14 protein-coding genes are annotated in these 14,503 nt (G+C 57.4%); 8 read left to right on the forward strand and 6 right to left on the reverse strand.

Annotated features, from left to right (window positions below; genetic code table 11):
• The first annotated feature begins 15 nt into the window (after positions 1-15).
• From HY26_RS01265 to HY26_RS01275, 3 genes are read left to right on the forward strand one after another with little or no spacing between them, the layout of a single operon-like run.
• A complete protein-coding gene (locus tag HY26_RS01265) occupies positions 16-588 on the forward strand; it encodes a hypothetical protein (RefSeq protein ID WP_034763017.1) in 573 nt (190 codons plus the stop codon).
• A 47-nt stretch (positions 589-635) separates the two neighbouring features.
• Positions 636-1,139, forward strand: coding sequence for a tellurite resistance TerB family protein (locus tag HY26_RS01270; RefSeq protein ID WP_051599682.1), 504 nt, complete (start codon positions 636-638; stop codon positions 1,137-1,139).
• 29 nt (positions 1,140-1,168) lie between these two features.
• Positions 1,169-2,497, forward strand: coding sequence for a murein L,D-transpeptidase (locus HY26_RS01275; RefSeq protein WP_112072761.1), 1,329 nt, complete (start codon positions 1,169-1,171; stop codon positions 2,495-2,497).
• Here the strand turns inward: HY26_RS01275 and HY26_RS01280 are convergent, their stop codons facing one another.
• From HY26_RS01280 to HY26_RS01300, 5 genes are all read right to left on the reverse strand, one after another.
• Entirely contained in the window at positions 2,498-4,012 is a 1,515-nt protein-coding gene (locus HY26_RS01280; protein ID WP_233348628.1) for an amidase, read from the reverse strand.
• A 165-nt stretch (positions 4,013-4,177) separates the two neighbouring features.
• A complete protein-coding gene (locus HY26_RS01285) occupies positions 4,178-5,242 on the reverse strand; it encodes a glycosyltransferase family 2 protein (RefSeq protein ID WP_034763020.1) in 1,065 nt (354 codons plus the stop codon).
• An 82-nt stretch (positions 5,243-5,324) separates the two neighbouring features.
• Positions 5,325-6,989: an energy-dependent translational throttle protein EttA gene (ettA, locus tag HY26_RS01290; protein WP_034763025.1), complete on the reverse strand. Its 1,665-nt coding sequence runs from the start codon at positions 6,987-6,989 to the stop codon at positions 5,325-5,327.
• 84 nt (positions 6,990-7,073) lie between these two features.
• Positions 7,074-7,361, reverse strand: a complete 288-nt coding sequence (locus tag HY26_RS01295) for a YciI family protein (RefSeq protein ID WP_233351491.1) — start codon at positions 7,359-7,361, stop codon at positions 7,074-7,076.
• Between the two features lie 36 nt (positions 7,362-7,397).
• Positions 7,398-8,177, reverse strand: coding sequence for a tetratricopeptide repeat protein (locus HY26_RS01300; RefSeq protein WP_112072762.1), 780 nt, complete (start codon positions 8,175-8,177; stop codon positions 7,398-7,400).
• On the opposite strand from HY26_RS01300, the gene HY26_RS01305 reads away from it, so the two are divergent.
• The 5 genes from HY26_RS01305 (at position 8,164) to HY26_RS01325 (ending at position 13,949) form a co-directional block, all read left to right on the forward strand.
• Positions 8,164-10,482: a S9 family peptidase gene (locus tag HY26_RS01305; protein ID WP_233351492.1), complete on the forward strand. Its 2,319-nt coding sequence runs from the start codon at positions 8,164-8,166 to the stop codon at positions 10,480-10,482. The two genes, HY26_RS01300 and HY26_RS01305, sit on opposite strands and share 14 nt — an antisense overlap.
• Positions 10,482-10,700 carry an RND transporter gene (locus tag HY26_RS01310; RefSeq protein ID WP_112072799.1) on the forward strand — a complete coding sequence of 73 codons (219 nt, stop codon included), beginning with the start codon at positions 10,482-10,484 and terminating at the stop codon, positions 10,698-10,700. Before HY26_RS01305 ends, HY26_RS01310 begins: the two co-directional genes overlap by 1 nt.
• A 1-nt stretch (position 10,701) precedes the next feature.
• On the forward strand, positions 10,702-11,268 hold the full coding sequence (locus HY26_RS01315) for an NUDIX hydrolase (RefSeq protein ID WP_051599686.1): 567 nt from the start codon (positions 10,702-10,704) through the stop codon (positions 11,266-11,268).
• Between the two features lie 17 nt (positions 11,269-11,285).
• The gene (locus HY26_RS01320; protein ID WP_112072763.1) at positions 11,286-11,705 is read left to right on the forward strand and encodes a DUF1330 domain-containing protein; all 420 of its coding nucleotides are present in this window, start codon (positions 11,286-11,288) and stop codon (positions 11,703-11,705) included.
• 477 nt (positions 11,706-12,182) lie between these two features.
• Complete coding sequence (locus HY26_RS01325) at positions 12,183-13,949, forward strand: carboxylesterase family protein (RefSeq protein WP_081812971.1); 1,767 nt, start codon at positions 12,183-12,185, stop codon at positions 13,947-13,949.
• Here HY26_RS01325 and HY26_RS01330 read toward each other — a convergent pair.
• Positions 13,935-14,414, reverse strand: a complete 480-nt coding sequence (locus tag HY26_RS01330; protein ID WP_233351494.1) for a GAF domain-containing protein — start codon at positions 14,412-14,414, stop codon at positions 13,935-13,937. The genes HY26_RS01325 and HY26_RS01330 overlap by 15 nt on opposite strands.
• Between the last annotated feature and the right edge of the window lie 89 nt (positions 14,415-14,503).

Below are 14,503 nucleotides of genomic sequence, written 5' to 3' on the forward strand. Positions count from 1 at the left end.
TGAGGAAAACTGGGTATGACGGTGCCAACAGTCCAATCTCCCGACAATTCGGACATGCAAGTATTCCAGTCCGTGCCGACCCATGACGACATGATGGCTCTGTCCAGCCAGGTAAAAGAAGCCAAGCGCGGTCAGGCCAGTCTGCTCATCATGGTCATCTTCCTTGCCGGCGTTCTCGCCGCCGCAATCGTTGCCTTGTTCATGGTGTTCTCGAACACCAGCGCCCAACTGGCGGAGGCAGATCAGAAACTGGCGACGCAAGCGGCCGAAATGGAAAAGCTGGAAACGCAGGTCACGAACCGCGATCAGGTGATTGCTCAGCAACAGGCGGCAATCGCCAGCTATGCCGGCTTCCAAAGCATCGTTCAGCTGCAGCAACAGTCGAAGGCGCTGGAAAAGGAGATCGCCGATCTTCTTGCTCAGCCGAGCCGCGCAAATGCGCCACGACGCTTAAGAGAGCTGCCCGACAATGTCGAATGGCTGGACGATGTCATCACAGCGCTTACGGAACGCAGGGATGCACTGGTAGAATTGAAGTCTGATGTTGAAGCCTGGCCACCGGTGCCAGCCCCCGTCCGACCCGACTAAGGCCACACCGTTTGCCCCAGTAGCTATTGAAGCAGGAGTATACGCCAATGGGCGATCCACAAGACAACTCTCAGGCCTTGTTCGGTCCGATCACTGCCGAGAAAAAATCGGGCTTCAGCATGCAGGAACTGGTCACGGAGTTTCCGGACCACCCCAACGATTGGAGCATACCAGAAGCGTTTCTGTGCCTGATCCTTTCCGCCGCCTTCGCGGATGGCCGGATTGCGGAGCAGGAACAGGAAGAAATACGCGCTCTGTCACACCGTTCGCGCACCCTTAAAAACCTCGATCAGAACGAGTTGGCACAGGTGAACCGGATCGTTCTCAAACGGCGGGCGGACCGGCCGGACTGGCTGGCGGAAGCCTGTGAAGCCCTTCCCAAGGATATGCACCTCGCAGTGTTTGCCCACTGCCTCGACATCGCCCTTGCCGATGGCGTCCTCGTACCATCCGAGGCGGAATTCCTTGAAAAGCTGATTGGCTTGCTCACCATCACCGAAGAAGAAGCGAAGCTGATCACAAAAGTGATCTCGCTGAAGAACCGCTTCTGACGAGGCTAAAGTTCCGCGGAGCGAAAAATATGGAAATTCTGCGGCCCGGGCCAATGGCCACGCTATTGGCGGCCATTGCTATTTGTTTATCCAGTTGCACACAGGTGCCTGCAACCGCACCACCACCGGCTCCGAAGCCACCGCAAGGCGCAGTGGTTCCGCCACCCATTGCAGACGAGCAAGACCATAGCCAGACTACTCGAACGGAGATCCTGATCGATGCACTCCGGAGAATGTCCGAGCACGGCCTACCGGTTGAGGCATATGAGCTTGAAAACATTGAAGCCTTGTCTGGCGAAGCGCGAAACTCTGCCCTTGGCAAGGCGTGGCAACTCGCTGCCACGCATCTGGCTCGTGGATATCTGAACCAGGAAACACTGCAGCCCCGAACCGTGCCAGATGTTGCCGAAGTCAACATGTATGCCGCCATACAAAACAATGGCGCAGAAGAGCTGGCCACTGCGCTCAGCACGCTCGCACCACAACATCCCTCCTATCTGGCGCTCCGACGAGAACTGTCTCGTCAGCAAGCAGCAATGGAAGCAGCAACCGATCCCGCGGCCAAGTCCCGACTCCTGACCCAAATAAATCAGCTGCGCGTAAACCTGGAGCGTTGGCGATGGCTGCCGCATGACCTCGGAGAGCGGTCAGTGCTTGCAAATATTGCCAGTTTTGATGTCACGACATTTGAACAGGAAACGCCCACATCCAGCTATGCGGCCATTTTTGGCAAGGCGCAGCGGCAGACACCGATCTTCTCCGATGAGATCGAATATATCGTGTTTAATCCGTGGTGGGAGATTCCAGACAGTATCGCCCGCAAGGACAAACTGACTCAGTTCCGGCAGGACCCGGCTGCGATTACCCGGCTGGGATATCAGGTTCTGGACCGTCAGGGCCGCAAGGTTGATCCTGCAACCATCGACTGGAATGCGGTCTCGGCGGAAACCTTCCCTTATCGCTTGCGCCAGGCGCCCGGCCCACAGAATGCGTTGGGACAGGTCAAGATCATGTTTCCCAATTCGCACAATGTTTATCTGCACGACACCAACGACAAGAGTTTGTTCGACTCCGATGAACGCATCTTCTCTTCAGGGTGTGTGCGCGTCCAGAATCCCCTGGACCTAGCTGCGTGGATTTTGAAGGAAACACCCGGCTGGGACCGGATGACCATAGAAACGGTTGTCGCCTCAGGCGATGAAACACGCGTAGATCTGAAGAGTGTGGTTCCCGTCTACGTCGTCTACATGACGACGGTCAGCAATGCCTGCGGGGATGTGACTTACCTGAAAGACATTTACGGCAGGGATGCTGCAGTGCTTTCCGCCTTGCAGCCGTCCCCCACCTATCAGAACTGATTATTTCGTCATCGCCGCAGAGATCTCAAGCCGGTCTTCTGCGCTTTCCAGATAGTGCGGATCTGGCCGCAACAGGCTCGCCTGTTCGTAGGCATAGCCGTACGCAATGATTGCGGCATCATCACCAGCGGACCCGATAAACGACACACCGATCGGAATGCCATGCACATCGCCCATCGGCACCGTTAGATGCGGATAGCCCGCCTGCGCCGCTATGGAACCCGCGCCAGCCCATGCCGGCCAGACGTCGCCATTGACCGGATCAATGCGAGGCGCGACGGGGCCAGATGGAGACACAAGCAGGTTCACGTCATATTCGGCGAGCAGGCGATCAATCCCCTGCTCCCGCGTTGAAAACCTGACGGCCGCCTTCGCACCCAGATATTCGGGATCTGTCAGTGGTCCACGTGCTTCAGATTCCTCAAACAGACTCTGACCGAACAGCGGCATCTCTTCGTCCGCATGGATGTCATTGAACGCAATCAATTCCCGAAGCGTCCGGGTGGTTACCGTTTCCGGGGTGGTCGCGAGATACGCGTTCAGGCTGTCCTTGAATTCGTATTCGAGTAGCGGGAGCGTGCTGTCCCGGAAATTTTCTGCCGCCGGCTCAAACGCTTCAATATCGACAAGGGTGGCGCCTTGCGCTTCCATCACAGCCAATGCAGCGTCGAAGTGCTCCTTGATGTCCTTGTTGGACCCTTCTGCAAATCGCAACACACCAATCCGCATGCCTTTAAGCGCATCGGGTGACAAGCTGAGCGTATAGTCCTCATCGCCCGGATCCATGGCGTTCATCATCAGGGCCGCACCGCGTACTGTTCGCGTCATCGGACCCGCTGTGTCCTGCGAAGGAGAGATCGGCACAATGCCTTCCTGGGAAATCAGGCCAACGGTGGGCTTGAAACCCACAATGCCATTGACATTGGACGGGCAGATAATCGAGCCATTGGTTTCGGTGCCGACGGCGCCAGCAGCAAGTGACGCGGCGACCGCCACGCCGGATCCGGAACTGGATCCACAAGGATTCCGGTCCAGCATATGCGGATTGCGAACCTGTCCGCCCACAGAAGACCAACCACTCATGGAGTCGTTATCGCGAAAATTGGCCCATTGGCTGAGATTGGTTTTGCCGAGAATGATCGCGCCCTGCGACCTGAGCCCGGCAACCAAAGGGCTGTCACGGCCCGTGATATTGTCTTTCAACGCCAGCGACCCGGCAGTTGTCGGCATGGGATCGAGGCTTTCGATATTGTCCTTCAGAAGAACTGGCACACCGTCCATAGGCCCAAGCGTATCGCCATTCGCGCGGCGCTGGTCACTGGCTCGCGCCAGAGGCAAGGCATTCGGATTGAGCGAAATGATGCTCTGCAGGCGAGGTCCTTCGCGATCGAGTTTTGTAATACGGTCGAGGTAGGCTTGGGTGAGTTCTTCCGATGTCACCTCTCCGGCAGCGAGGCTCTCCACCAGTTCAGGTAGAGTTTGTGCGACAATGCCTGTGGCCTCATAGGATGGCATCACCGCAATCTCCTCCTGAGGAGCGGGTTCAGGCCGCCCCCCGCATCCAGCCAGGACCAGAGCCAACAACGAAGCTGTCACGAGAATTCTCATGCCCATTACCCTCTACATCTGGATAGAGAGCCTAGCCGACAGGCCACAGAGAACAAGGGCAATCGTGCGGAACTAGTTGGTTACGATGCCCAGCCGCTTTCGAAGCGTGCGGCCGAGATTGTTCATCCAGACCGGTCGAGCCGCCACGTCAATTTTCCAGGAAAGCAGGGTTCGCGCGGCTCCATTCGGCAGAATACCCATCAGGATCCACCAGGCATTCTTCGGCAAAGCTTTGCTGCCATACTCAAGACGGTTTGCTCGGCGCAGCTTCTGCAGCAGATTCTTCCGGGTGTCCGATTTGACCGGGTGGGCGCCGGGATCAAAGACGATTGAGATGAGCCGCTCTTGCAGGTGATCCGCATCCCGTTCGCCGATGTCTTCCGCCACCTTGAGACCAAGCCGGGCAGAATGACTGCGGATCACATCATGACGCGCCTGATGATGCTCAATCCGCCACCGACCTCGCTTGGCGTAGTTTTTTGCAAACTGCGTGTGCTGGGAGGGATGAAGGCGATAACCACAAATTGCTTCGTCCAGACCGCGGACCGGGCCATACAATGGAACCGCGGCCGTCAGGTACCCGTCTCCGCCATAGGCGAATGCCTCTGAATTGACCGGCACAATCCGCTGCAATGCCCAACGAGCGAAAACCATACCGGACGTGATCGTGCCGGAATAACTTCCAATGTCGCGGAGCCTGGCTGACACATCTCCATTTGCAAACGGCACCTGAAGCGGCGGGTAGAAGTCGCCCAAATTGTCCTCAAGATCCGCATAGCGCATCCGATAGAGGTACATGGCAACCTTGGGATCATAGTTAGCCAGGATCCGGTTCGCCGCCCCAGGCAACAGGAAATCGTCGGCGTCCAGGAACTGGACGAGATCGCCGGTTGCAATTTCAAGCCCGGCATTAAAGCCGCCCCCCTGCCCGACATTTTCCGCCAGGAACACCGGGATAACGCGATCACCAAATGACTGAATGACTTCGCGCGAATTGTCGGTGGAACAATCGTCAACCACGACCAGCTCAATCTCCACGTCCTGTGACAGGACGCTGTCGATCGCCCTCGTAATGAAGTTGGCGTAATTGTAGTTCGTGATCACCACCGAAAACTTCGGTGCAGCACTTGTCGTCATATCGGGCTCCCTGACGCCCGTCCTTACGCAAGATTCGCACCGAATTGCGTAAAGGACAGTGCCGGGAGCTGAAAAAGTTCGCCTAGCGCGCGAATTTCTTGAATTTCAGACGCTTCGGGTTCACCGCATCCTCACCAAGACGACGCTTCTTGTCTTCCAGATAGGAGGAAAAATCACCTTCGAACCATTCGACGTGGCTATCGCCCTCGAAAGCGAGAATGTGAGTGGCCATGCGGTCAAGGAACCAGCGGTCGTGGCTGATGATCACGGCGCAGCCAGGGAAGGCATCAAGGCCTTCTTCCAGCGCCTGCAGCGTTTCCACATCGAGATCGTTGGTCGGTTCGTCGAGCAGAAGGACGTTGGAGCTTTCCTTCAGCATCTTGGCGAGGTGCACACGGTTACGTTCACCACCGGACAGCAGACCGACCTTCTTCTGCTGATCCGAGCCCTTGAAGTTGAAGGCACCGACATAGGCGCGCGAGTTTACTTCCACACCGCCAAGATCGATCACATCCGTACCGCCTGAGATCTCTTCCCAGACATTCTTGCCGTCGTCGAGCTTGTTGCGGCTCTGGTCGACATAGCCAAATTTCACCGTATCGCCGACACGCAGCGTACCGGCATCCGGCTCTTCCTGGCCGAGGATCATCTTGAACAGGGTCGACTTACCGGCACCGTTCGGACCGATGACGCCGACGATACCGCCGGGCGGCAGTTTGAAGTCGAGGTCTTCAATCAGGAGGTTATTGCCGAAGCCTTTGCGCAGGCCTTCAGCCTCCAGCACCACGTTGCCGAGGCGCGGACCGGGTGGAATGCGGATCTGAGCCGTGGAAACCTTTTCGCGTTCGGCCTCGGCGGCCTTCTGCTCATAGGACTGGATACGCGCCTTGGATTTGGCCTGACGCGCTTTCGGACTGGAACGGACCCATTCGAGTTCCTTCGCGAGGGAGCGTTGCTTGCCACGCTCTTCGCGGGCCTCCTGCTCCATCCGTTTGGCTTTCTGTTCCAGCCAGTCGGAATAGTTACCCTGGTAGGGAATGCCGCGGCCCCGGTCGAGCTCGAGAATCCAGGTCGTAATGTCGTCCAGGAAGTAACGGTCGTGAGTTACAAGGATCACGCAGCCCGGAAAATTGATCAGGTAGTTCTGGAGCCAGGCGACCGTTTCGGCATCGAGGTGGTTGGTCGGTTCGTCCATCAGGATCATGTCGGGCTTCGACAGAAGCAGGGCGCAAATTGCGACCCGGCGGATTTCACCGCCGGACAGCTTGGTCACGTCCGCGTCGTCATCCGGGCAGCGGAGAGCTTCCATAGCCATCTGGATCTTGGAGTCGATATCCCAAGCATCTGCAGCGTCGATCTTCTCCTGGAGCTCCGTCATCTGCTCCATCAGCTCATCGGAATAGTCTTCGCCGAGCTTGCCGGAGATCTCGTTGAACTGGTCCAGCATCTGCTTTTCAGGGCATGCCGCAGCGATGTTCTCGAACACCGTCTTGCTCTCATCAAGCTTCGGCTCCTGGGGCAAGTAGCCGACTTTCACGCCGTCTGCAGACCAGGCTTCGCCAATGAACTCCTTGTCCTGCCCCGCCATGATGCGAAGCAGAGTCGATTTACCGGAACCGTTTACGCCGACCACACCGATCTTGGCGTCGGGAAGGAAAGACAGGTGAATGTTTTCAAACACCTTCTTGCCACCCGGGTAGACCTTGGTGAGGCCCTGCATGTGGTAAACGTATTGAGGTCCGGCCATGGCGGAAGAATCCTGTTTGGGGAAGTTATGTCGCCGCTGAGTTACGCACTCGCCCCATAAAATCAAGCGCGCAGGTGCCCGCGGTCACCCAACTGGAGCCAACAGCGACGCCATGGGCAAGAGATCCCACCGGAAGCCGAGACCGGCACGGATGACAGGGTCGTCGGCACAAAGGCGTCGCGCATCCACTTCATCATCGGCCTCCGCAATCGCCACACCCCATGTCCCTTCAGGGTCCATCACCGGTCCGGCCGCAAACACGACCCCGGTGTCGATCAGGTGCCGGATATAGTCGGAATGCCGTTCCATCGCCTCCAGTTCAGGCGCGCTGGCATCCGCGGGGAAACTCCGGCGCGGTGGAATAAGCTTCATGAGGAAAAAGGCCATTCTATCCGGCTCCGCTTCCGATCAGCCCGCCCTTCGAAAAGCGCGGTCCTGTTCTTCTGCGCTCATGGCAAGCTCAAGACGACGAAGCTCCTTGGCGGCTTGAGTATTCCCAAGCCGCTCGGATTGCCGGAACCAACGCCAGGCTTTCACCAGATCCTGCGGACTTCCATGGCCACCCGCATGGGCAATACCGAGATTGAAAGCGCAACGGCTGTTACCGAGGGCCGCCCCCCGGCTCCACCAATTGCGCGCAGCGGCCGGATCGGCCTCCCCGCCTTGTCCGGACATCAACATCAGTCCGAGATAGGTGATGGCGTCCGTTTCATCCTGCTGCGCGGCCCGCAGAAACAGGAACCGGGCACGGCGGTGGTCTGCCGCTCCCCCGAGACCGTGAAAGCACATAAATCCCAGATTAAACAGTCCTGTAGGGTGACCTGCGCTCGCCGCCTGATGGTAATAGGCTCGTGCAGCAACCAGATCCTGCCGCACCACGCGTCCTGCGTGAAGCATCGCACCATAATTGTTGGCTGCAGCAATATGGCCGGCATCGGCGGCACGGCGCATCATGTCAGCGCCACGAAGAAGTGCGTTGCCACCTCGGTCCGAAGCGACCAGGGTAATTGCTTCCTGAAACAATCCCACCCCATTCATCATGGAACTCACTTTATTGTGAGGCCTTGTCTTGGCTAGGGGGCGAAAGCAGTCAGTGTAGAAAAAAATGCAAACGACCTGTTTCACCAGCTGGAATGGATGACAAATGCCAGCTGGCACGGCTAGTTTCAGAAGCATGAAACCCGCCATTCATACCCTGTTTACTGTGCTCGCGGCTGCCATCATTTTTGCCGCCGCCTCGATGGCCCAGACACCGAAAAATACCGTGGAGACCGAAATATTGACCAACGCGCCAGACACTCTGCCGCTTGAACGCCTTTATGCGTCACCTTCCCTATCCGGCCCCACAGCCCGCATGGTGAAATACTCCCCCGACGGAACACGCGTGACGTTCCTCAAATCGCGTGCTGACGAACAGAACCGGTTCGACCTCTGGCAATATGACGTCTCGACCGGCACGCAGAGCATGCTGGTCGACTCAAGACTTCTCGAGCCCAAAACTGTGAACCTGTCAGAAGAGGAAAAAGCCCTGCGGGAACGGATGCGAATTTCAGGTACGGTTGGAATTACTGACTATAGCTGGGGCTCCGCCGATACGATTCTCGTGCCGCTTGGCGGGGACCTGCACCTCATCACTCTGTCAGAAGATGGACCGGTCGCGAGACAGCTGACTCACACCGAAGCATTTGAATATGACGCCCGCATTTCTCCACGGGGGACTTATGTCAGCTTTGTCAGGGACGGCGCCGTATATGCTGTAGTGCTCGACACAGGAAAAGAAATCCAGCTGACACCGGACGCCGCTCCGGACAAAGGTGTCAGCTATGGCGTCGCCGAGTTCGTGGCACAGGAAGAAATGAAGCGTTTCACGGGATATTGGTGGAGCCCGGACGAACGCTATGTCGCCTATACGGAAGTGGATGAAAGCGGGGTCGATATTATTCCCCGCTTCGACATCGAGGCAGACAAGGTAACTGTCATAGAGCAACGTTATCCTCGCGCCGGAAGACCAAACGCCGATATCGCTCTATACGTACACGACCTGAAGAAGGGCCGCACAGACCGCATTTTTGAAACCGGGCCGAACTCCTATCTCGCTCGCGTTTATTGGACGAGCACCAGTCTCTGGTTCCTCACCGTCAATAGAGAGCAAACAGAAATCCGCTACAACCGAACGGACTCTTCACCCTGGCGAATATGGTCTCCTTACAAGGAACAAAACGCCAAATGGGTAAATCTCTCGAAGGATTTCTTCGAACTCCCGGACGGCCGCATTCTCCTGACGACGGAAGATGGCGGCATGCGCCACGCGATCGCCATTGATCCTGAAGGGCATGGCGACACGAGCATTGTCACCCCACCGGACGAAGTGCTGAACGCCTTTGAAACAGTCTCGCCCGATGGAAATACGCTCTATTACACCGGCTATGCTGACACAGTTCTGGAGCGGCATTTATACAGAACCACAATCGGAAAAACCAAAAAGCCCTCACCTCCTGCTCGCATCACTGAAGCCGGCAAGTTCTGGGACATAAAGGTCAGCCCTGACGGGCAAAGCTTTATTGGCACGTCCTCATCCCCCAGCCAGCCGCCCCAAACCGGACTCTACCGGATCGACGGCACACGTGTCGGCTGGATCGAAGAAAATATACTCAATCACAACCATCCGTACACGCCATTCCTGCCGGGTCATGCCGAAGCGGAATATGGAACCCTGAAGGCCGAAGATGGACAGGATCTCAATTATTCCATCCTGAAACCGCCCAACTTTGATCCTGCACAGAAGTACCCAGTGATCATCGAAGTCTATGGCGGCCCACATGTACAGACAGTCACGCGCAGCTGGGGTAGACTGTCAGATCAGTTCCTTGCCCGCCAGGGTTATATTGTATTCAGGCTCGACAATCGTGGCAGTGACAATCGCGGAAGAGAATTCGAAGATGTCATCTATCGCCGCACGGGCGGACCTGAAGTCCGGGACCAACTGGCCGGGGTGGACTGGCTGAAAGCGCAACCCTTTGTCGATGCCGACCGGATTGCCATCAAGGGCGGATCATACGGAGGTTACATGACCCTGATGACAATTCTGCAGGCCCCAGAAGGTACGTTTGCGGCGGCAATTTCTTCCGCGCCCGTTACGGACTGGAACCTTTACGATACATTCTACACGGAGCGCTACATGGGCACACCGGAAAGCAATCCGGGCGGATATGCCGCTTCCAACGTGCTGCCCTCCGCTGGTAATCTGAACACCCCTCTCCTGCTGATCCACGGCATGGCAGACGACAACGTCACGTTCGACAACTCGACTCGTCTGATGGCTGTTTTGCAGCAGGAAAGGAAAATGTTTGAACTGATGACCTATCCAGGTCAGAGGCACGGCATACGAGGCGAAGCATTGCAAATTCATGAGATGAAGACCGAAATGGAGTTCCTGAACCGGCACCTGAAAAACGTCCAAAGCGCTACGGACGGACCTCAAGGTCTTCCATGATGGAGTTTCTTGACAAGCTGCCTCTCAGTCTCGCGGTCTTCGGATGCCTGACCCTCGGCCTGGCGCCATTTCTCCCTGAACCGCATATCTGGGAAAAACTGAAAATGCTTGCTAGCGGAACACTTCAGAAGCCTGTCGACATTTTTGATCTTTGCTTCCATGCGGCACCTTGGCTGCTTCTGGTCGCCAAACTGGCCCGCATGGCTGTAGTGAGATGACATGAAGCCCTGGACAATTCTTTCCTCAAAACAGGTCATGCGAGACCGCTTCATGGGATTGCGGACCGACCGGTGTGTCCGTGAGGATGGACACATCGTTGAGGCGTATCATGTGACGGAGCTGACAGACTGGGTCACCGTCATTCCGCTCACCGATGCCGGCAATATCGTTCTCATCCGGGAATACCGGCATGCCGCAGGCGTATTCACGCTCGGCCTGCCCGGTGGCGTCTCCGATCCGGGGGAGCTGGACTGGCCAGCCGTCGGCGCCCGGGAATTACAGGAAGAAACTGGCTACTCCGCCAGGGAACTGCACCATGTTGGCACCTGCTACCCCAACCCGGCGACACAGAATAACCGGCTGCACTACTATCTCGCCCTGGGCTGCCAAATGACCAGTTCGCAATCACTGGACCCCAATGAGGAGATAGAAGTTCTGGAAATGCCGTATGCTGATTTCCTGAACTATGGCGCCCTGGAAGTTCAGCACGCTTTGCACGCAGCGGCCCTCTTTTACGCCGAACGCTTTCTGACGCGTCACCCAGCGCTGCACCCGCACCAGAAATAGCAACAGGAGGACAAAGGATGCCCGCTTTCCAGCCCACCGCAGACCAGTTCCGCGCGTTTCGTGACGACCCCTATGACGGCCCCATTGCGCAGGTGAATATCCTCAAGTTCCGCGTGAAGGCGGAATACCAACCAGACGATCCGGAATCTGGAAAAGACGAGCCCGGCAGTGTCGCCTATCAACGCTATGCCGACGCCTTTGGCATAGCCGCAGCGGAAGTCGGCGGCCGGTGCCTGCTGATGGGCGAGGTCGAACGCTACTTCATCGGCAATGGCGACTGGGATGCCGTCATGGTGATGTTCTTTCCGGACCGCAAAGCCTTCATCGCAACCCTCAATCACCCTGACTACAAATCAATGGCACGTCATCGGGAGGCAGGTCTGTTGTGCCAGGAATTGCTGACAACACGCCCGGCCCGCGCCGAAGGGGTCCTGTAAGGCTGTCCTTCAACTCACCTGACAATTGCACGCTCCCCCCCGGTTTCGCCTGTGGCTTGAGGGATTATCGGGAATCCTGGTTCTCAGCGGATCTGCGCCTGTTATTCGGTCAGTCGAGCCACAAAGTCCTGCAGCGCAATCATTCATAACGCTGAAAAAGAGATTTTGGCGCGACCGCTTATAATCATCTTGATGATACCCCGTGAGGATCGAGAATTTTATTCAATTACTTCAATGATATAAAAAAGCGGTTCCGCGTTTCCAAATTCGCGACGGCGCGCATTGCGCCTTTTCCCACAGACCACGCCAGCACCCCTGAAACACGAGCCTGCGTCTCGGTATTTTCGCCCGAGAGGCGATCTTGTGTCCTTGTTAACACGGCGGTTGGATTCTCATGGTTAAACAAAGGGACAACTCGGTGACACCCCTATCTGGTCTGGTATAGTGATTGCACGATGCGGGGGTCGGGTAGATTGCATGAAACGCCTTAGTATCATTCTGTTTTTTCTGCTGGTCGCAGCAGGTGTATGGGGGTGGTTCCAACTGACCGCCCCGGCAAAACCGCTGGCGTTGGCTGAGCCTCTACGGATTAACCAAGGGCTGGTTCTCGGCGGCATTGATCCCGGCAATTCCGATATTCGGGTCTACAACGGCATCCCCTATGCGTCTGCGCGCCGCTGGGCGGCACCCGGTGCGCCACCTCAATGGGGCGCGATGCCACGTGACGTGCGGACCTACGGCGCGGAATGCCTTCAAGCCCGAAAAGGCATGAACGGTTTCGTCAACGGCATTATTGATGGTGCCGGGCTGCCCTGGTGGAAGCGTTTTGCTGCCAAGAAGTATATGGCGGCCATGCCTGCCCCGGCCGAAGCCGAAGACTGCCTCTTCATCAATGTCCGGACTTCTAATGTCGGAGGTGAAGCGCTGCTGCCGGTCATGGTCTGGATCCATGGTGGCGGCCATCAGGCCGGAGCCGGCTCCTCGGAAATCTACCAGGCCAATGCCCTGGTCGAGAATGGCGTTGTGCTCGTCACATTCAATTACCGGCTTGGCCCATTCGGTTATCTGGCCCACCCCGCCTTGACCGAAGAAGCCGGTACGTCTGGCAATTACGGCCTGATGGATCAGGCCGCGGCCCTCCGCTGGGTACGGGACAACATCCGCTCTTTCGGGGGCGACCCAGACAATGTCACCATTTTTGGCGAAAGCGCCGGCGCCCAGTCCATCAGTGAGCTGATGGCAACCCCCATGGCGGACGGGCTCTATCACAAAGCCATCCTCGAAAGCGGGACGAGCAGCTACAACGCCAACTATCTCGACAAGGCCCCTCTGCCCGGATCGCGAAGCATGGAGTCTGTCGGCGAAGAATTCCTCAGCGCCTTCGTCGGCAAGGCGGCAACCGCTGCAGAACTGCGTTCCATCCCCGCCGCATCGATCGTCACTCGGGCGGAACAGCGCGTGGATCTCGTCGGCTACTTCGTTCCGAACGTCGATGGAAAACTCCTGCCGGATACGATCGGCGCCACGATCCGTTCTGGCGAAGCCCCCAAAGTTCCCATTCTCGCAGGCTACAATGCCGATGAAGGCAGCCTTTTTTACGACGGCTTCCAGTCCCCCACTGTTCTGACCCACAACATTACGGGTTCCCTGGAAGAACGCGAGCAGCATCTGGCTGAAGTCTTCGGTGAAAATCCGGCAAAGGCCCTCCAGGCACTCTACGGAATGGACCAGCTGGCCACCTGGGACGAAGGCGCGGCCGACATGCTCGGCGATGACATGTTCGGCGTACACATGCGCTTTGTCGGCAAGGCAAACGCCATATCCGGGCATCCAACCTGGATGTATTTCTTCACCCGCGCGACGCCCACTCGCGGCCAGTCGATCGGCGCCTATCACGGTTCTGAAATCCCGTTCGTCTTTGGGTCGTCTTCCCCCCTGCTGCCCATGTCCGACAAGGACGAGAAGCTGGCCGAAACGATGCAGACCTATTGGACCAATTTTGCCCGCAACGGTGATCCCAATGGTCCGGGCCTGCCGGAATGGCCGGCTTATGAGCTGAACTCGGATGAGTGGCAGGTACTGGATCATGAAATCCTGACGGTTGCCGGGGTCCGCGCCCGCAAGCTGGATATTCTCGAAGAGCACCTGATCGACCGAATTGATGCGGTCACCCGGGCCACCTCGCCACAGGCACCGTACGAAGCCACCCTGATGACGACCGTGCCGAAATCAGGCGACGAGTAGGATCTCGCAAATTGCCGTCAGGCCATCGCGGTCGATTTCATCAAAGGCATCCGGCTCAGTCGAGTCGACATCCAATACAGCTGCGAGCTGCCCCTCCGCGTCGAATACCGGCACAACGATCTCGGAATTTGTCGCGGAATCACATGCAATGTGTCCCGGGAAGGCATGCACGTCCGGCACGATGATCGGCTCCTGCGTCGCGGCCACATGACCGCAAACGCCTTTGCCGAAAGGTATCCGCAGGCAGCCAAGCGTTCCCTGGTACGGACCGACCACGAGCTCACGCTCTTTCAGGGGATCGACGACATAGAATCCGGTCCAGAAATAGCGCGGCCGGAAGGCCTGGGCCAGGATACAGCTCGCGGTCGCATAGCGAGCCGTGACCGAGGTTTCCCCGGCAACCACGCTCTCAATTTCCGCTTTCAGGTCGCGATAAACCGCCGCCTTGTCCATGGTCTGCCTCATCTCTGCCTTGGCTGCGCTATATCGGTTGGCCAGACCGGCTTCGCAATAGGGCGTTGAAGCCAGCTGCGACCTCTGAAATAGTCGGTCGG

The sequence above is a fragment of the Hyphomonas sp. GM-8P genome, from assembly GCF_003263315.1.
Lineage (GTDB): Bacteria > Pseudomonadota > Alphaproteobacteria > Caulobacterales > Hyphomonadaceae > Hyphomonas.